The sequence below is a fragment of the Enterobacter cloacae complex sp. P29RS genome (assembly GCF_014893445.1).
Lineage (GTDB): Bacteria > Pseudomonadota > Gammaproteobacteria > Enterobacterales > Enterobacteriaceae > Enterobacter > Enterobacter intestinihominis.
In genome coordinates, this window is the sequence record NZ_JADBPZ010000019.1 from 1 (window position 1) to 18,075 (window position 18,075).

The window sequence follows — 18,075 nt, forward strand, 5'->3', positions numbered from 1 at the left end:
TCGCTGACAGCCCTCAGTCATTTAGAAAGCAACTTTATTGCTTCTGCATAAAAAAATTACTGGGGATCCCTCAGCCCACAGGGAGAGGGAGAAAACGCCACCGGGCAAAAAACTACGATGCCGCAATAAACAGATCCCGCAGCTGATGCAGCTGATCGCGGATTTGCGCAGCCTCTTCGAACTCCAGATTCTGCGCGTGCTGCATCATCTGCCCTTCCAGCTCGTGGATCTTTTGCTGCAACGCTTTCGGGGTCAGCGCGACGGTATCCTCTTCCACCACTGAACGGGCCTTGCCGCGCCCTTTCGCTTTGGTCTTCGCAATGTTCTGACCCAGCGCCAGGATATCCACCACCTTCTTGTTCAGCCCCTGCGGCGTGATGCCGTGCTCTTCGTTATAGCGCTGCTGCTTCTCGCGGCGACGTTCCGTTTCGCCAATCGCTTTGGCCATCGACGGGGTGATTTTATCCCCGTACAGAATCGCCTTCCCGTTGACGTTACGCGCGGCGCGGCCAATGGTCTGGATCAGCGAGCGCTCGGAACGCAGGAAGCCCTCTTTGTCCGCATCCAGAATCGCCACCAGCGACACTTCCGGCATATCCAGACCTTCTCGCAGAAGGTTGATACCCACCAGCACGTCGAACTCGCCCAGGCGCAGGTCGCGGATGATCTCCATACGCTCCACGGTATCAATATCCGAGTGCAGATACCGCACCTTCTCGCCGTGTTCTTCCAGATACTCCGTCAAATCCTCCGCCATACGTTTGGTGAGCGTGGTCACAAGCACGCGCTCGTTGATGGCGGAACGGGCACGTATTTCCGAGAGCAGATCGTCCACCTGCGTCGCCACCGGACGCACCTCGATAATCGGATCCAGCAGCCCGGTCGGACGCACAACCTGGTCCACCACGTCATCACCGGATTTCTCCAGCTCGTAGTTGCCCGGCGTCGCCGATACGTAGATGGTCTGCGGAGCAAGCGCCTCAAATTCTTCAAACTTCATCGGACGGTTGTCCAGCGCTGACGGCAGTCGGAATCCGTACTCCACCAACGTCTCTTTACGCGCGCGGTCACCGCGGTACATCCCGCCGATCTGGGGGATGGTAACGTGGGATTCGTCGATCACCAGCAGGCCGTCCGCCGGAAGGTAGTCAAACAGCGTCGGCGGCGCTTCGCCCGGCCCGCGTCCGGAGAGGTAGCGCGAGTAGTTTTCGATGCCGGAGCAGTAGCCCAGCTCGTTCATCATCTCCAGATCGAACTGGGTACGCTGGCTCAGGCGCTGCTCTTCCAGCAGCTTGTTGTTCGCCAGCAGCACCTTGCGGCGGTCTGCCAGCTCAATTTTAATCTCTTCCATCGCCTGTACGATACGCTCGCGTGGCGTCACGTAGTGCGTTTTCGGGTAGATGGTGAAGCGCTGGATCACCGACTCCACGTGACCGGTCAGCGGATCGAACAGCGACAGGCGTTCAACCTCTTCATCGAACAGCTCCACGCGCAGCGCCATGTCGTCCGATTCCGCCGGGAAGATATCAATCACCTCACCACGTACGCGGAAGGTCCCGCGCTGGAACGCCTGATCGTTACGGGTGTACTGCAGCTCCGCCAGACGGCGCAAAATTGCACGCTGATCGATGATCATCCCCTGCGTCAGGTGCAGCATCATCTTGAGATAGAGATCCGGATCGCCCAGGCCGTAGATCGCCGACACCGAGGCCACCACCACCACATCACGACGCTCCAGCAGCGCCTTGGTCGCCGACAAACGCATCTGCTCGATATGTTCGTTCACCGAGGCATCTTTCTCGATAAACGTGTCGGAGCTGGGAACGTAGGCTTCCGGCTGGTAGTAGTCGTAGTAGGAGACGAAATACTCCACCGCGTTTTCCGGGAAGAACTCTTTCATCTCACCATACAGCTGCGCCGCCAGCGTTTTGTTCGGCGCGAGAACCATCGTAGGACGCTGAAGATCGGCAATGACGTTGGCAATGGTGAAGGTTTTACCCGAACCGGTTACCCCCAGCAGGGTCTGGTGCGCCAGCCCGTCTTCCAGCCCCTCTTCCAGGCGACGAATGGCCTCGGGCTGATCCCCGGAAGGACGGAAAGCAGAATTCAATTTGAACGGTTTACTCATGGGCGACGACCTGATGACAGAATAAGCGGCAGGTGAGTAATTTTACTCGTTGTGGCCAGGATTGCCAGTAAAAAACACTGGATGGAAAACCAGTAGCGTGTCAGGATATTTAGCGTAGCGCAGAGAGGATTAGTGCGTTCGCGAGCTAAATTTCAACTGTGACAATATAAAACACCAGCCGCAGGGGGTTATCCCCAGAACTATTACTTTTTTAACATTTGTCAAGGGCGGTTATGAAAGTTTTATGGCAACAGGTGTCGCTGGCGCTGAGGGAATTGCTTTTATCTAATTCGTTAAAAAATATAGACTATTTCCTAAAGCCGCGTTTCGCATCAATTTGGGCGTAACCCGCGTATTCTCTCGCTTATCGCGTGTTTTCTAACTCTAATGCACAAGGTTATCCACAGGAATAGTGGATAACTGCCTCCAGCCCGTACAGCATGCACTCCAGCAAATTCCCGGTTTTTCCCACGAAGCGGCAGTAAAAAATTTTTATCACTCTTTTTTGCCTGGAAAACGTTCATTTTTTCATAAGTAACCGGCGAGATCTTAATCACAATTCCGTCATTTTCCCTGCACCACGATTCGACACGCACGGCACCGGGAGCGTGCAATTCGAACAAACGTTAAGCTTTTAGCAGTGGGTTATTCCTAAAAATGGCTCTTTTTTAATCATTATTTTGTTTCTGGCAGGCGTTTTGCAGATATCAGCCTGAGCATTACCCCACACATTTTTAAGGAGAGAAAGATGTTGAGTCTGCGTGCTGTAAATCAGTTTTACGGAAGCCAACATACGCTATGGAACGTGAATATCGATTTCCCGCAAGGCATCTGTACGGGCATTGTTGGCCTGCCTGGCATGGGTAAATCCACGCTCATGAACTGCATTACCGGAAAGGTGCCCGTTGAGAGCGGCACCATCATATGGCATGAGGCTGGCGCGCCGCCGCGTAATTTGCTTAGCCCTGCGTCAGCATTCACGGCGCCGCCAACGATAGGCTACGTCCCGCAGGATCGGCGGATATTTTCCCAGCTGACCGTCGATGAAAATCTGCATATCGCTATGCGGGCGACGGGGAAATCCGACCCGACATCAAAAAATGACGTGTACGCACTGTTTCCGGAACTCTATCCGCTGCGACAAATGCGTGCCTCTGCGCTGTCCCCCGACGACCAGTATCAGCTGGCCCTCGCCAGTGCGCTGGTTAATCGCCCGCGCGTGTTGATTCTGGATGAGCCCATGTATGGCGCAGGGCAAGGCTTCGCCCGCAGGCTGGGTCAACTGCTGGTACGGTTGAATCGGGAGCTGGGAATGACGGTGCTGTTAGCGGAGCAACAGCTGTCGTTTATCCGCCGGGTAGCGGATCGTTTCTGCATGCTCTATCGCGGGCGTAACGTGGCACAGGGCCACGTTAACGAGCTGGATGACGACCTTATTGCGCACTGGATGGCGCGGGACATAAGGCGCTGAGGTCAAGATAGCGTCCGGTTTCCGCCTGCTCTGCGCCGTCGGCAAGCCACGGGATCTCGCCGAGAAACGGCGCAGGCAGCACCCGCTTCAGCGTCGCCAGATACTCAGCATGACGTTTACCCGGCGCAACCACGTCATTGGCAATCCACCCTGCCAGACGCAACCCGGCCTGCTGCACGGCATAAGCGGTCAGCATGGCGTGATTGATACAGCCAAGCTTCACGCCGACCACCAGAATGACCGGAAGCTGTTCGGCCTGCACCCAGTCAGCAAATGTCTGCTCGTCGGACAGCGGGGTAAACCAGCCGCCAGCCCCCTCCACCAGCACCCAGTCGGCCTGCGTTTCCAGGTCGCGTAATCCGGAAGAGAGCACCGAAAAATCAATCGGACGATCTTCATCGGCGCTAACGATGTGCGGCGAGGTGGGTTCAGCAAAGGTATAGGGGTTCACCGCAGAATAGGCCAGCGCAAGGCTGCTGTTACGCTGTAGCGCCAGCGCATCAGTATTGCGTAAGCCTTCCGGCGTCATCTCGCTGCCGGAGGCTACGGGCTTATACCCGGCCGTTGTTTTCCCCAGCAGACGCGCCGCCTGCAACAGCGCAGCGCTGGCAACCGTTTTACCGACCTCAGTGTCCGTACCGGTAACAAAATAACGTTCAGTCACGTTCAATAATCCCATGAAAAAGATGATAAGAGAGCGGGAACCGGCCCCGATCCTGCGGCCAGGCCAGCCCGAGACGCTGGAGTTGTCCGCGGGTAAGGGGTTTCTTCTCCCGACCGGCGTGCAGGTGCGTCGCGCCTATGCCCTTAAGAGAGCGCATGGCGCTTAACGCATCGCTAAATTCGAGGGTGACGGTCTGGACCTCACTGCGATAGCGCCAGCCTGCCAGCGCCTGAGTGACCTGTTCGTGCGAGAGAAACCGGTTGGCGTGCGGCTGCGCATCCACCGCCCTCCACGCCTGATTCAGCTCCGGCAACGAACTTTCCAGCAGGGTGGTAAAGGCCACCGCTCCGCCGGGCCGTGCCACGCGGTAAAGCTCGCGTAGCGCCTGCGACAGGCTGGTGCACCACTGCACCGCCAGATGGCTCCAGACGAGGTCAAACAGGGCATCCTCCAACGGGATGGCCTCGATATCGGCCACCAGATAACGGTCTGCTGACTGCTGCTGGCGGGCTTCATCCAGCATCTGCGCGGATAAATCCAGCGCCGTGACCCGGCTGCCCGTTGCGCGCCAGTAGCGGCTATTGCCGCCTGGCCCGCAGCCCGCGTCCAGCACCTGCATAAAATGCCCCTCACCGAGCGCGGCCAGCAGCCCGCGCGCGCTCAGGCGTTGCAGCTCATCGTGCTGTGAATAGCTTTGCGCTGCCCGGCCAAACGCGGCGGCAACGGCCTGTTTATTGACGGGAGACATACAGTGCCTCCAGAAGCGTATCGATATCCTGCGGCTCGTGCGCTGCCGTAAGCGTCAGACGCAAGCGCGCGGTGCCTGGCGGCACGGTGGGTGGGCGGATCGCCGTGATCCACTGCCCGCGTTCTCGTAGCGCCTGTGCCAGCATCAGCGCCCGATGGTTTTCACCCACAATCACGGGCTGAATGGCGCTGCGGGAGCCGGTAAGCCGGTAAGGCAGTTCGCTTACCCCCCGGCGAAAACGCTGAATATGGTCGGCCAGGCGAGCCCGGCGTTCAGCGCCGTCTTCGCCGCGGATCACCGCAAGCGACGCAGAGAGTGCCACGGCCTGCGCCGGGGGCATGCTGGTGCTGTAGATCAGGTGCCGGGCGAACTGTACCAGGTAGTCGGCCACCGGCTCGCTGCACAACACCGCGGCACCGCTGACGCCGAAGCCTTTGCCGAAGGTGACCACCAGCAGTTCCGGCCTGACGCCCTGCTGATAAGCGCTTCCGCGCCCCTCCTCGCCGGTGACGCCAATGCCGTGGGCATCGTCGACCAGCAGCCATGCGTTTTGCTGTTTTGCGGCGTCGTGCAACGCGGCCAGGGGGGCGCTGTCTCCGTCCATGCTAAATACCCCTTCCGTCACCGCCAGCTGAAGCCCTGAACAGGGTTTACCCAGCAGGACGTTCAGCTGAGAGGCATCGTTATGGGCAAAACGCCGCAGTTGTGCCGGGCTGAGACTGGCTGCTTCAAGCAGGGAGGCGTGGCTCAGGCGGTCCGCGATGATGCGGTCGTCTTTGCCCATCAGGGCGGCAATCACCGCCTGATTCGCGGCAAAACCGGAGATAAACAGTAGCGCCCGCGGGTAGCCCAGCCAGTCGGCCAACGCTTCCTCCAGCGCCTGATGGGCCGTGGTGTAGCCGCTGACGTGCCCGGAGCCACCGCTGCCCACGCCGTAACGATCCGCGCCCTGCTGCCAGGCACGAACGATCTGCGGGTGCTGGCTCAGGCCCAGATAATCGTTGCTGGAGAAATTACAGAACCGCTCTCCTTCCCGGGTGAGAAAACGGCCTGCACCGTTTTCCACTACCCTGCGTACCCGAAATGCATCCGCCGCCCGCCGCTCGTCGAGCGCGGTCCTGATACGTGCCTGCCAGGTCATACGGCTGCCGCGTTGTAGAACTGGTCAGTGTCGGCGTTGAAAATCTGCTGCTCCAGCTGCTGCTGTTGCTCGTTATCCCCCGCCTGTACCCCGGTCTGGTGTGGGTTCAGCCCCAGCTTGCGGAACAGCTGAACGTCTTTGTCCTCTTCCGGGTTTGGTGTGGTCAGCAGTTTGCAACCGTAGAAGATGGAGTTGGCCCCGGCCATAAAGCACATCGCCTGGGTCTGCTCGCTCATCTGCTCGCGACCGGCAGAGAGGCGAACGTAAGAGGTTGGCATCATGATGCGCGCCACCGCGATGGTGCGGATGAAATCGAAGGCATCCACGTCCTCATTATCCGCCAGCGGCGTACCTTTTACCTTCACCAGCATGTTGATGGGCACACTTTCCGGCGGGGTCGGCAGGTTCGCCAGCTGTAATAGCAGGCCGGCACGATCTTTTACCGTTTCGCCCAGTCCCACGATCCCGCCGGAACAGACCTTGATCCCCGCATCACGCACTTTATCCAGCGTGTCCAGACGCTCCTGATAGGTGCGCGTGGTGATGATGTTGCCGTAGAATTCCGGCGAGGTATCGAGGTTGTGATTGTAGTAATCCAGCCCTGCCGCCGAGAGGCGCTGCGCCTGCTCCTCGTTCAGCGTACCCAGTGTCATGCAGGCTTCAAGCCCCATCTCCTTCACCCCCTTCACCATCTGCTCCAGATAGGGCATGTCGCGCTCATGGGGGTTTTTCCACGCCGCGCCCATGCAGAAGCGGGTTGAGCCAGCGTTTTTGGCCTTGCGCGCTGAGTCGAGCACCTGCTCGACTTCCATCAGGCGCTCGGATTCGAGACCGGTTTTATAGCGCGCGCTTTGCGGGCAATATTTGCAGTCTTCCGGGCAAGCCCCGGTTTTAATCGACAGCAGCGTGCTGACCTGAACATGACGCGGATCGAAGTGCTGGCGGTGCACCTGTTGCGCCTCAAACATCAGCTCCAGGAAAGGTTTGTTGAATAATTCAGTGACTTGCGACATCGTCCAGCGTGCGTGGTGAGCCATCGGGCTTCTCCAAAGGGTTTTGTTAATTGTCGGTTCGGTTTATACTTGTAAACCTAAAACTTTTCAAAATGGTTTACAAGTCGATTATGACCCAGGACGATCTCGCCTTCGACAAGCAGCATATCTGGCACCCTTACACCTCCACGACCCGCCCCCTTCCCGTCTATCCGGTAGCCTCGGCCCACGGCTGCGAGCTGCATCTCGCCAGCGGCGAGCGGCTTGTTGACGGGATGTCCTCCTGGTGGGCGGCGATCCATGGCTACAACCACCCGCGTCTGAACGCGGCGATGAAAGCGCAGATTGACCAGATGTCACACGTGATGTTTGGCGGGATCACGCATCAGCCCGCGGTGGATTTATGCCGTCGCCTGGTAGCGATGACGCCTGAATCGCTGGAGTGTGTTTTCCTGGCTGATTCCGGCTCGGTGGCCGTGGAAGTGGCGATGAAAATGGCGTTGCAGTACTGGCATGCGAAGGGCGAAACGCGCCAGCGGTTCCTCACCTTCCGCAACGGCTATCACGGCGACACCTTCGGGGCGATGTCGGTGTGCGATCCGGACAACTCCATGCACAGCCTGTGGAAAGGCTACCTGCCGGAAAACCTGTTTGCGCCAGCCCCGCAGAGCCGCTTCGACGGCGAATGGGACGAGATGGACATGGTGGGCTTCGCGCGGTTGATGGCGGCCCATCGCCACGAGATTGCCGCCGTTATTCTCGAACCGATTGTGCAGGGCGCGGGCGGAATGCGGATGTATCACCCCGAGTGGCTGAAGCGCATTCGGAAGATGTGCGACCGCGAAGGAATTTTGCTGATTGCCGATGAGATCGCCACCGGCTTTGGCCGTACCGGGAAGCTGTTTGCCTGCGAGCATGCGGGGATCGCGCCGGATATTCTGTGCCTGGGGAAAGCGCTCACCGGCGGCACCATGACGCTCTCCGCCACGCTCACTACCCGCCAGGTTGCCGACACCATCAGCGACGGCGACGCGGGCTGCTTTATGCACGGCCCGACGTTTATGGGCAACCCGCTGGCCTGCGCCGTGGCAAGCGAAAGCCTCGCCATTCTGGAGAGCGGCGAGTGGCAGACGCAGGTGGCGGCGATTGAGGCGCAGCTGAAGCAGCAGCTAAGCGCAGCGGTGGAGGCGGAATACGTCGCGGACGTCCGCGTGCTGGGCGCCATCGGGGTGATCGAGACAACGCATCCGGTGAACATGGCCGCGTTGCAGCGCTTCTTCGTTGACCAGGGCGTTTGGGTGCGACCTTTCGGTAAGCTGATTTACCTCATGCCGCCGTACAGCATTTCTCCGGATCAGCTCCACAAGCTGACCGGGGCAGTGGTTAAAGCCGTTAACATATCAGCGCATTTCACGATTTAACCCCATGCGTTACACTTTCTGAATGAGTGAGTAACGAGGGAAATAGGATGAAAATCATCAGTAAAGATTTGCGCGACGGCGAAAAGCTGCCGGAACGTCACGTGTTTAACGGGATGGGTTATCAGGGAGATAATATCTCTCCCCATCTGGCGTGGGACGATGTACCAGCGGGAACCAAAAGTTTTGTCGTGACCTGCTACGATCCGGATGCGCCAACCGGCTCGGGCTGGTGGCACTGGATCGTGGCAAACCTGCCCGCCGACACCCGCGTGCTGCCGCAGGGTTCCGGTTCCGATCTGGTTGCCCTGCCCGACGGTGCGATTCAGACCCGCACGGACTTTGGCAAAGCGGGCTACGGCGGCGCGGCGCCGCCAAAAGGGGAAACGCACCGCTATATCTTCACGGTGCACGCGCTGGATGTGGACAAGATTGAGGTTGACGAAGGGGCGAGCGGGGCAATGGTAGGCTTTAACGTCCATTTCCATTCGCTGGGCAGCGCGTCGATTACGGCGATGTATTCATAAAAAAAGCCGGGTGGCGGCTACGCCTTACCCGGACTACATTTCGTATTCGTAGGCCCGGTAAGCGCAGCGCCACCGGGCAAAAAAATCACAGCACGGAAGGTAGCAGTCCTGCAAGGGTTTCTTCTTCCAGAAGCTGTATCGCCTTATCAATATCCGGCGCAAAGAAGCGGTCCTCATCGTAGTGCGTAACGTGCTCGCGCAGCGTATGACGCGCCTGCTCCAGCAGCGGGCTGGATTTTAGCCCTTCGCGTAAATCAATACCCTGACACGCCGCCAGCCATTCCACCGCCAGCACGCCGCGGGTGTTGGAGGCCATCTCCCACAGTCGACGCCCGGCAGCCGGGGCCATCGAAACGTGATCTTCCTGATTTGCTGACGTTGGCAGGCTGTCCACGCTGTGCGGATGCGACAGGGCTTTGTTTTCGCTTGCCAGTGCTGCGGCGGTGACCTGGGCGATCATAAAGCCCGAATTCACGCCGCCGTTGCGCACCAGGAACGGCGGCAGCTGGGACATGTGTTTATCCATCATTAGTGCGATTCGACGCTCGGACAATGCTCCGATTTCGGCCATCGCCAGCGCGATATTATCTGCGGCCATCGCCACCGGCTCGGCGTGGAAGTTGCCGCCGGAGACCACCTCGTTTTCCTGAGCAAACACCAGTGGGTTGTCGGACACCGCATTGGCCTCCACCAGCAGCACTTCTGCCGCCTGGCGAAGCTGTGTCAGGCATGCGCCCATCACCTGCGGCTGGCAGCGCAGAGAATACGGATCCTGCACCTTCTCGCAGTTGTGATGCGAATCGGCAATGTCGCTGGTATCGGTAAGTACGTGGCGGTACATGGCTGCGGCATCAATCTGACCACGCTGGCCGCGCACCTCGTGGATGCGGGCATCGAACGGACGACGCGAGCCGAGCACCGCTTCAGTGGTCAGCGCACCACACACCACCGCGGAGGCGAACAGATCTTCCGCTTCAAACAGACCGCGCAGCGCAAAGGCCGTCGATGCCTGCGTGCCGTTGAGCAGCGCCAGCCCTTCTTTTGCCGCGAGGGTGATCGGCGCTAAGCCGGCTTTTTTCAGCGCCTCTTTCGCAGGCAGCCACTCCCCTTGCCAGCGCGCCTTGCCTTCACCCAGCAGGAGCAGCGACATATGCGCCAGCGGCGCCAGATCGCCGGAAGCTCCGACGGAGCCCTTCGCCGGGATCCACGGATAAACTTCAGCATTCACCAGCGCCATCAGCGCCTGGATCACGCTCAGACGAATGCCGGAAAACCCACGCGCCAGGCTGTTGATTTTCAACACCATCATCAGGCGGACGATCTCATCGTCCAGCGGCTGGCCAACGCCCGCCGCGTGCGAGAGCACAAGCGAACGCTGTAAATTCTCCAGATCGTGCGTGGCAATGCGGGTCTGCGCCAGCAGGCCAAACCCGGTATTGATGCCGTAGGCGGTGCGCCCCTCCGCTACAATCGCCTCCACGCAGGCCACGCTGTCGTTAATGGCACGGTGGGCGCTTTCATCAAGGGCGAGTGTCACCGGCTGACGCCAGACGTGACGCAGCTGTTTGAGCGACAAAGAGCCGGGAGTAAGTGTTAACGCGTTCATGCAGGCTTTCCTTGTGTGGCGGGGATCATCGGCAGGTTCAGGCCCTGCTCTTTGGCACAATCAATGGCAATCTCGTAACCCGCATCCGCGTGGCGCATCACGCCGGTTGCCGGGTCGTTATGCAGCACGCGAGCAATACGTGCCGCCGCTTCGTCGGTACCGTCACAGACGATGACCATCCCGGAGTGCTGGGAGAAGCCCATCCCGACGCCGCCGCCGTGGTGCAGCGACACCCAGGTTGCGCCACTGGCGGTGTTCAGCAGGGCATTCAGCAGCGGCCAGTCGGAGACCGCATCCGAGCCGTCGCGCATGGCTTCGGTTTCACGGTTCGGACTGGCGACAGAGCCGGAGTCCAGGTGGTCGCGGCCAATGACGATCGGCGCGGAGACTTCGCCGCTGCGCACCATTTCGTTAAAGGCGAGGCCGAGTTTTTGCCGCCACTCCAGCCCGACCCAGCAGATACGCGCTGGCAGGCCCTGGAAATTAATGCGCTCGCGCGCCATGTCCAGCCAGCGGTGCAGATGTTCGTCGTCGGCGACAATCTCTTTCACTCTGGCGTCGGTTTTGTAGATATCCTCCGGGTCGCCGGACAGGGCAACCCAGCGGAACGGCCCGATGCCGCGGCAGAACAGCGGACGAATATAGGCGGGCACGAAGCCGGGGAAGTCAAAGGCGTTATTCACCCCCATCTCTTTCGCCATCTGGCGGATGTTATTCCCGTAATCAAAGGTCGGAATCCCCATCTTACTGAAGGCGAGCATCGCGGAGACGTGTTCCGCCATGGCGCGTTTAGCCGCCAGTACCGTGCCCTCAGGATCGGTTTCCGCTTTTTGCTGGTAGTCTTCCCACGTCCAGCCTTTTGGCAGATAGCCGTGGAGCGGATCGTGAGCGCTGGTCTGGTCGGTGACCAGATCCGGACGCACGCCGCGCGCCACCAGTTCCGGCAGAATATCCGCCGCGTTGCCGCACAGGGCAACCGACACGGCTTTGCCTTCAGCGGTGTACTTTTTGATGCGCGCCAGCGCGTCATCGAGGTTGTCGGCCTGTTCATCAACATAGCGGGTACGCAGACGGAAATCGATGCGGCTCTGCTGGCACTCAATGTTCAGGGAGCACGCGCCGGCCAGTGTCGCGGCCAGCGGCTGCGCGCCGCCCATGCCGCCCAGTCCGGCGGTGAGCACCCAGCGGCCTTTCAGTGAGCCGTTATAGTGCTGTCGGCCCGCTTCCACGAAGGTTTCATAGGTGCCCTGCACAATCCCCTGGCTGCCGATGTAGATCCAGCTACCCGCGGTCATCTGGCCGTACATGGCCAGCCCTTTTGCGTCCAGCTCGTTGAAGTGTTCCCACGTCGCCCAGTGCGGCACCAGGTTGGAGTTGGCAATCAGCACACGGGGCGCATTTTTATGGGTTTTGAATACGCCAACCGGTTTGCCGGATTGCACCAGCAGCGTTTCGTCGTTTTCGAGATTCGTCAAAGACTCAACAATCGCGTCATAGCACGCCCAGTTGCGTGCGGCGCGACCAATGCCGCCGTAGACCACCAGCTCATGGGGATTTTCTGCTACCTCAGGATCAAGGTTGTTCATCAACATGCGCAGCGGTGCTTCGGTGAGCCAGCTTTTTGCGGTGAGCGTGGTGCCGCGCGCGGCGCGGACATCCTGCTTGCGGTATTTATCTGACGACATTGTGTGTTCCTCATAAGGGACAGGTGATGCATTTAGATATACTTGTATAGACAAGCACACACAAGGTCGGATTTAACAAAAAAGATACAATTTTGCTATATTGCGTTAGCGATCACGCTTATAAAACTTATGACATAAAGTGGCCCTGCAACCGGTAACGATTCCCCGGGAACAGCAGCTTCGCATGCGACACGATCTGCGAGGATGACCAGGTACGACGGCGGATCAGCAGGCAAGGATCGTGCTCTTTAATACGCAACAACTCGCACTCCTGAGGCGTGGCGCGCACGGCCTCCACGATATGCTCCCCTTCCGTCAGCGGGGCGACGAGCGAGAGATACGCATGCGGTGTGGTTTGGGTGTAATCCTGGTTCAGGTAGTCCGGGATCCGCTCCGCGTTGACGCAGCGATCTTCAATCTGGACCGGAATATCGTTCTCATAATGCACCATCACCGAATGGAAGATCCGGGTGCCCTCTTTAACGTTCAGCTCAATGGCCTGTTCGGCGCTGGCCTGCGTCTCTTCAAGCACCAGCACTTCGCAGTGGTGCTGATGGTTGCGGGCGGCAATTTCATCGGCAATGCTGCGGATTTCAAACAGCGCCGACTGTCCTTTTGGCTCGGCGACAAAGGTTCCGACACCCTGCAAACGCACCAGCAACCCTTCATCGGTCAGTTCCCGCAGCGCCCGGTTAATGGTCATTCGACTAAAGCCAAACTGCGCGACCAGTTCAGCTTCGGAGGGAATACGGTCGTGCGGACGCCAGACGCCGGCAGCAATTTTTTCGCTGATCGCCTTTTTCACCTTCTCATAAAAAGGTGCGGGTGGGCTGGAGGGTTGCTGCGGTGAGCGTGAAAACATGCTGACTCCTGTAATGTGGTTATGCCCACCAGTGAGCAATTTGCCAGGCCAGTCGGGCGGCAAGCTTCGCCCCCTGACCGTCCCGGTCGTAGTGCGGATTATATTCCACCAGATCCGCCGCCTGTAGTTTACCGCTTCGGCAGATACGCTCAATCACCGGGAACAGATCCAGCGCCGGGATCCCCAACGCCGCAGGGGCGGATACGGCGGGCATTTCTGCGGCGGGCAGCACATCGAGGTCAATGGTGAGATAGACCCGGTCTGCCTGCGCAAGCACGCTATCCAGCGCGGATAGCGCATCCCGGCGAAAATCGAGATCTTCAACCAGCATCACGTTCAACCGTTCAGCTTCCTCCCACAGCGCCTGGGTATTCGCCGCACGGCTTACCCCCAGGCAGGCGTAGTGAAACGCCCGCGACTGCGACGCGCAGTAGTGCGCCAGCTGGCGGAACGGCGTGCCGGACGTAGCCCGTTCAGCCTTACGTAAATCGAGGTGCGCATCCAGGTTGATCACCGCAATGCGATCGTTCGGAAAGGCATCCAGCACGCCGCGCCCGTGCGCCCAGGCGGTTTCATGTCCACCGCCGAAAACCAGAGTACGCATCCCGGATTGCTGGCACGCGGTAATGGCCTCGCTCAGCGCCTGCTGTGCCGCCTCCAGCGCATTGCCTTCAACAAAAATGGAGCCCATATCCACGAGGCGCGCATGCCCCTGATGGCTCGCCATATTCGCCAGCGCGCCGCGCAGAACATCGGGAGCCTGTGCAGCACCGGGCCTGCCCTGGTTACGCTTAACCCCTTCATCACATTCAAAGCCCAGCAGGGCGATGTCTGACGGCACGGGTGCAAAGTGTTCGCGCTGCTTTATGGTCTGGAAGAGACGTTTCGCGGTGCTGGATTCGGCGCTGTCGTCACGACCCTGCCAGACCTGCGGGGAAACGGGATGCCACAATTTCATGCTACCTGCCCCCGAAACACGCGTTGATATAAAGGATTCCGCCCCGGCTCGTAAACCATCTCAACCGGATGATTCGCCTCCCAGACGACGAAATCAGCCACATAACTGGGCTTTAACTGCCCGTGCGTCGCGCCACGACCTAGCGCCTGCGCCGCATGCCGCGTCACGCCAGCCCAGGCCTCTTCCGGCGTGAGGCCAAACTGGACGCAGGCCATGTTCATTGCCAGATGCAGGCTGGCAAACGGGCTGGTGCCCGGGTTGTAGTCGGTAGCCACCGCCATCGGCACGCCCTGCTCTCTGAGCTGCGCCACCGGTGGACGCTGGCGCTCCTGAAGAAAATAGAACGCGCCGGGGAGCAATACCGCCACCGTGCCGCTTTGCGCCATCGCCTGAATACCTGCATCATCGAGATACTCAATATGATCGGCCGACAGCCCCTTATACTGGCTGACCAGCGCCGCGCCGCCCAGATTCGACAGTTGCTCTACATGCCCTTTTACCGGGATCCCGAGCGCGGCGGCGGCCCGGAACAGGCGCTCGGTTTGCACCGGGGTAAAGCCGACGTTTTCACAAAACACGTCCACCGCTTCAAATAACTCTTTTTGCCACAGCGTGGGCATGATCTGCTCACAGACCAGCGTGAGATAGGCATCCGGATCCTGTCGGTACTCGGCAGGAACGGCGTGCGCGGCCAGCAGCGTCGGGCTGATATCGACCAGATTGTTCAGGCTGAGCTGGCGGGCAACCAGCAGCATTTTCTCTTCGGCCTGGGCATTCAGTCCGTATCCCGATTTGATTTCAATGGTCGTTACGCCTTCATTCATCAGCCGCTGGAGCCGCTGCTGCGCCACCGTCAGGAGCATTTCCGGCGAACTGTTGCGGGTCGCCGTGACCGTGGCGTTAATACCGCCGCCCTGCGCGCTAATGGTCTGATACGACACGCCGTTAAGCCGTTGTTCCCATTCCGCTGCGCGATCGCCGCCGAACACCAGATGGGTGTGGCAATCGATCAGGCCGGGAGTAACCAGACGCCCGCCGAGATCGACACACTGACGATGCCCGGAGGGGATCTCGGCTTCAGGAATAACGGCCGCAATCGTCTGGCCGCGCACGACGAGGGCATGTTGTTCTTTCAGACCATAGGGTTCCGGCTCACCTGTTGCCAGGGTCGCCAGTCGCGCATTTCGCCATATCACATCATCGGGATGAAGCTGCTGCATGTGCCTTCCGCTTGTCATGGGTTGTATAGACATTTATTTTCATCTGTCACCTGCTGTCAACCGCCTTGCAGGAAAATGTTATTTATTTGTGATGACTTTCCCGTCGCCTGCGGGCAAAAATGCAACTTTTCCCGTTTTTATCTTCCCGTTTCGCTCAACTTAGTATAAAAAAGCAGGCTATTTCGTCTATTCAGATAAGACTTGCATACCCAGGAGCATTACCTTGAATATTTCCAGGATTTCCCGTCTGGCGTTGGCACTCGCCTTTGGCGTGACTTTATCCGCTTGCAGTTCAACACCACCGGATCAGCAACCTTCTGAGCAGATTGCTCCGGGCACCGCTTCCCGTCCGATCCTGTCAGCGGCTGAAGCGAAGAACTTCACCCGTGCGCACTATTTCTCGGCGATGGATCCCAATGCAGCCCCATGGACGCCTTCTTCTATTAACCTGCCGAAACAGCCAGACTTCGTTGTCGGCCCGGCCGGAGCAGAGGGCGTTACGCACACCTCAATTCAGGCAGCTGTTGATGCCGCAATCACCAAACACAGCGCATCTCGTCAGTACATTGCCATCCTGCCGGGTGAATACGAAGGAACCGTTTATGTTCCGGCTGCACCGGGAAGCATTACGCTTTACGGACTTGGCGAAAATGCGGTCGACGTGAAAATTGGCCTGGCGATTGATTCAGAGATCGACAGCACCACCTGGCGCCATCTGGTGAACCCGGCCGGTAAATACATGCCAGGTAAACCGGCGTGGTATATGTTTGATAACTGCCAGCGCAAACGTGCCGCCACCATTGGCGTGATGTGCTCGGCAGTATTCTGGTCACAGAACAACGGCCTGCAATTGCAGAACCTGACCATTCAGAACACCCTGGGCGACAGCGTTGACGCCGGTAATCACCAGGCCGTGGCGCTGCGTAGCGATGGCGACAAGGTACAGATTAACAACGTCAATATCCTGGGCCGCCAGAATACCTTCTTCGTGACCAACAGCGGCGTGCAGAATACCCTTCAGAACAATCGTCTGACGCGTACTCTGGTCACCAACAGCTACATTGAAGGCGACGTGGATATGGTCTCCGGTCGCGGCGCGGTGGTATTTGATAACACCGACTTCCGCGTGGTGAATTCACGTACGCAGCAGGAAGGTTACGTCTTTGCCCCGGCCACGCAGTCCAATCTGTTCTATGGCTTCCTGGCCGTGAATAGCCGCTTTACTGCTGCTGGCGATGGCGTGGCGCAGCTTGGCCGCTCTCTGGACGTGGACTCCGCCACTAACGGCCAGGTCGTGATCCGCGACAGCGTGATTAACGAAGGCTTTAACATGGCGAAACCGTGGGCGGATGCGGCGATCTCGAAACGTCCTTTCTCCGGCAACACCGGCACGGTGGATGATAAAGACAACGTGCAGCGTAACCTGAACGACGCTAACTTCAACCGCATGTGGGAATACAACAACCGCGGTCTGGGTAGCAAAGTGGTTGCTGAACCGAAGCAGTAAAATGCCTGCTGCCGGGTGGCGGCTACGCCTTACCCGGCCTACCTCATGCATTAACCACGCATAAAAAAACCTCGCATGTGCGAGGTTTTTTTTCGTCTACGGATCAGTGAGCGTTAATCACAACCCACATCGGCCCTTGTCCGACCGCATAGCGTCCTTTCTCTTCCAGTAGACCCTGCACGCCTTTGATTTCATAGAGCGCGATGTGGTGGGATTTCTGCCCCGCCGCAATCAGGTATTTGCCGCTGTGGTCGACATTAAAGCCGCGCGGCTGGGTTTCTGTCGGCTGGAAGCCCTCAACTGCCAGAACGCTGCCGTCTTCAGAGACGCTGAAGACGGTGATCAGACTGGAGGTACGGTCACAGGCATACAGGTGGCGGCCATCCGGCGTGATGTGAATGTCTGCCGCCCAGCGTGTGTCGGAGAAATCAGCTGGCATCATGTCCAGCGTCTGTACGCACTCGATCTGCCCGTTAGGATCGTTCAGCTCCCAGACATCTACCGAGCTGTTCAGCTCGTTAACGACATAGGCATACTGCTGATTCGGGTGGAAGACCATATGGCGCGGGCCTGCGCCTTCCACGGTGGTGACTTCCGCCGGGCTCTGCGCGACCAGATGACCGTCATCGCTCAGGGTAAACAGGCAGATGCGATCCTGCTTCAGCGCTGGCACCCACAGCGTGCGGTTATCCGGCGAAATGTTGGCGGAGTGGCAACCCTCAAGCCCTTCTACCACGTCGACGGTTTCAACGGGAATACCGTCTTCCAGGCGGGTGACGCTCACGCAGCCTGCATTGTAGGAGCCGCTGAAGATAAAGTTGCCTTTATGGTCGGTAGAAATATGGGTCGGGCTGCCCGGCAGCGGCGCTTCTGCGGTATAGGTCAGCGCGCCGTCATCCGGGGAGATGCGGTATGCGAGTACGCGGAATTCCGGGCGTACCCCGACATAAAGAAAACGTTTATCCGGGCTGACGACCATCGGCTGCACCTGGCCTGGCACATCAACAACCTGAACCAGCGTAAGCGAACCTTCTGTATTCAAACGCCAGACATGGATCTGCTGACTTTCAGGACTGGCGGTATAAACGGTTTGTTTCATGAATACTCCTGATTATTTTTAACGGTGAATGCTGAATTGTAGTCCGGGA

Annotated in this window: 15 protein-coding genes; 4 read left to right on the forward strand and 11 right to left on the reverse strand. The window is 58.9% G+C overall.

The features are described 5' to 3' along the window. Positions 1 to 112: 112 nt before the first annotated feature. Positions 113 to 2,128 (reverse strand): excinuclease ABC subunit UvrB, encoded by a 2,016-nt coding sequence (uvrB, locus tag IM282_RS14885; protein WP_003858519.1) that lies wholly within the window; start codon positions 2,126 to 2,128, stop codon positions 113 to 115. Between the two features lie 748 nt (positions 2,129 to 2,876). Between uvrB and IM282_RS14890 the strand changes: the two genes are divergently transcribed. After that, on the forward strand, positions 2,877 to 3,599 hold the full coding sequence (locus tag IM282_RS14890) for an ABC transporter ATP-binding protein (protein WP_023299635.1): 723 nt from the start codon (positions 2,877 to 2,879) through the stop codon (positions 3,597 to 3,599). Here the strand turns inward: IM282_RS14890 and bioD are convergent. From bioD to bioB, 4 genes are read right to left on the reverse strand one after another with little or no spacing between them, the layout of a single operon-like run. Beyond that, positions 3,562 to 4,263, reverse strand: a complete 702-nt coding sequence (gene bioD / locus IM282_RS14895; RefSeq protein WP_192970522.1) for a dethiobiotin synthase — start codon at positions 4,261 to 4,263, stop codon at positions 3,562 to 3,564. The two genes, IM282_RS14890 and bioD, sit on opposite strands and share 38 nt — an antisense overlap. Next, on the reverse strand, positions 4,256 to 5,011 hold the full coding sequence (bioC, locus tag IM282_RS14900; RefSeq protein ID WP_045621760.1) for a malonyl-ACP O-methyltransferase BioC: 756 nt from the start codon (positions 5,009 to 5,011) through the stop codon (positions 4,256 to 4,258). The genes bioD and bioC overlap by 8 nt, the downstream gene beginning before the upstream one ends. After that, positions 4,995 to 6,152: an 8-amino-7-oxononanoate synthase gene (gene bioF / locus IM282_RS14905; RefSeq protein WP_192970523.1), complete on the reverse strand. Its 1,158-nt coding sequence runs from the start codon at positions 6,150 to 6,152 to the stop codon at positions 4,995 to 4,997. The genes bioC and bioF overlap by 17 nt, the downstream gene beginning before the upstream one ends. Next, positions 6,149 to 7,189 (reverse strand): biotin synthase BioB, encoded by a 1,041-nt coding sequence (bioB, locus tag IM282_RS14910; RefSeq protein WP_038415709.1) that lies wholly within the window; start codon positions 7,187 to 7,189, stop codon positions 6,149 to 6,151. Before bioB ends, bioF begins: the two co-directional genes overlap by 4 nt. A gap of 68 nt (positions 7,190 to 7,257) precedes the next feature. Here bioB and bioA point away from each other — a divergent pair, with 68 nt between their 5' ends. Together bioA and IM282_RS14920 are read left to right on the forward strand one after the other, a co-directional pair. Then, positions 7,258 to 8,565, forward strand: coding sequence for an adenosylmethionine--8-amino-7-oxononanoate transaminase (bioA, locus tag IM282_RS14915; protein WP_023299631.1), 1,308 nt, complete (start codon positions 7,258 to 7,260; stop codon positions 8,563 to 8,565). Positions 8,566 to 8,612: 47 nt separating this feature from the next. Beyond that, a complete protein-coding gene (locus IM282_RS14920) occupies positions 8,613 to 9,089 on the forward strand; it encodes a kinase inhibitor (protein WP_003858531.1) in 477 nt (158 codons plus the stop codon). An 85-nt stretch (positions 9,090 to 9,174) separates the two neighbouring features. Here the strand turns inward: IM282_RS14920 and hutH are convergent, their stop codons facing one another. The 5 genes from hutH to hutI all read right to left on the reverse strand — a co-directional run bounded on the left by hutH (position 9,175) and on the right by hutI (position 15,420). Further along, positions 9,175 to 10,695, reverse strand: a complete 1,521-nt coding sequence (gene hutH, locus IM282_RS14925) for a histidine ammonia-lyase (protein WP_022647492.1) — start codon at positions 10,693 to 10,695, stop codon at positions 9,175 to 9,177. Next, positions 10,692 to 12,380: a urocanate hydratase gene (gene hutU / locus IM282_RS14930; protein WP_003858533.1), complete on the reverse strand. Its 1,689-nt coding sequence runs from the start codon at positions 12,378 to 12,380 to the stop codon at positions 10,692 to 10,694. The genes hutH and hutU overlap by 4 nt, the downstream gene beginning before the upstream one ends. Before the next feature lie 127 nt (positions 12,381 to 12,507). Next, on the reverse strand, positions 12,508 to 13,242 hold the full coding sequence (locus IM282_RS14935; protein WP_063152745.1) for a histidine utilization repressor: 735 nt from the start codon (positions 13,240 to 13,242) through the stop codon (positions 12,508 to 12,510). A 19-nt stretch (positions 13,243 to 13,261) separates the two neighbouring features. Further along, positions 13,262 to 14,200 carry a formimidoylglutamase gene (gene hutG / locus IM282_RS14940; protein WP_069596373.1) on the reverse strand — a complete coding sequence of 313 codons (939 nt, stop codon included), beginning with the start codon at positions 14,198 to 14,200 and terminating at the stop codon, positions 13,262 to 13,264. After that, positions 14,197 to 15,420 (reverse strand): imidazolonepropionase, encoded by a 1,224-nt coding sequence (hutI, locus tag IM282_RS14945; protein ID WP_192970524.1) that lies wholly within the window; start codon positions 15,418 to 15,420, stop codon positions 14,197 to 14,199. Before hutI ends, hutG begins: the two co-directional genes overlap by 4 nt. 223 nt (positions 15,421 to 15,643) lie before the next feature. On the opposite strand from hutI, the gene IM282_RS14950 reads away from it, so the two are divergent. Further along, complete coding sequence (locus IM282_RS14950; protein ID WP_192970525.1) at positions 15,644 to 16,927, forward strand: putative acyl-CoA thioester hydrolase; 1,284 nt, start codon at positions 15,644 to 15,646, stop codon at positions 16,925 to 16,927. A gap of 103 nt (positions 16,928 to 17,030) precedes the next feature. On the opposite strand, the gene pgl is transcribed toward IM282_RS14950, so the two are convergent. Then, a complete protein-coding gene (pgl, locus tag IM282_RS14955) occupies positions 17,031 to 18,026 on the reverse strand; it encodes a 6-phosphogluconolactonase (RefSeq protein ID WP_023305719.1) in 996 nt (331 codons plus the stop codon). Between the last annotated feature and the right edge of the window lie 49 nt (positions 18,027 to 18,075).

Excerpts from the sequence above, each read along its gene's own strand:
- uvrB (WP_003858519.1), bottom strand. The coding sequence starts at position 2,128 with ATGAGTAAACCGTTCAAATTGAATTCTGCTTTCCGTCCTTCCGGGGAT.
- IM282_RS14890 (WP_023299635.1), top strand. The coding sequence starts at position 2,877 with ATGTTGAGTCTGCGTGCTGTAAATCAGTTTTACGGAAGCCAACATACG.
- bioC (WP_045621760.1), bottom strand. The coding sequence starts at position 5,011 with ATGTCTCCCGTCAATAAACAGGCCGTTGCCGCCGCGTTTGGCCGGGCA.
- bioF (WP_192970523.1), bottom strand. The coding sequence starts at position 6,152 with ATGACCTGGCAGGCACGTATCAGGACCGCGCTCGACGAGCGGCGGGCG.
- bioB (WP_038415709.1), bottom strand. The coding sequence starts at position 7,189 with ATGGCTCACCACGCACGCTGGACGATGTCGCAAGTCACTGAATTATTC.
- bioA (WP_023299631.1), top strand. The coding sequence starts at position 7,258 with ATGGTTTACAAGTCGATTATGACCCAGGACGATCTCGCCTTCGACAAG.
- IM282_RS14920 (WP_003858531.1), top strand. The coding sequence starts at position 8,613 with ATGAAAATCATCAGTAAAGATTTGCGCGACGGCGAAAAGCTGCCGGAA.
- hutH (WP_022647492.1), bottom strand. The coding sequence starts at position 10,695 with ATGAACGCGTTAACACTTACTCCCGGCTCTTTGTCGCTCAAACAGCTG.
- hutU (WP_003858533.1), bottom strand. The coding sequence starts at position 12,380 with ATGTCGTCAGATAAATACCGCAAGCAGGATGTCCGCGCCGCGCGCGGC.
- IM282_RS14935 (WP_063152745.1), bottom strand. The coding sequence starts at position 13,242 with ATGTTTTCACGCTCACCGCAGCAACCCTCCAGCCCACCCGCACCTTTT.
- hutG (WP_069596373.1), bottom strand. The coding sequence starts at position 14,200 with ATGAAATTGTGGCATCCCGTTTCCCCGCAGGTCTGGCAGGGTCGTGAC.
- hutI (WP_192970524.1), bottom strand. The coding sequence starts at position 15,420 with ATGCAGCAGCTTCATCCCGATGATGTGATATGGCGAAATGCGCGACTG.
- pgl (WP_023305719.1), bottom strand. The coding sequence starts at position 18,026 with ATGAAACAAACCGTTTATACCGCCAGTCCTGAAAGTCAGCAGATCCAT.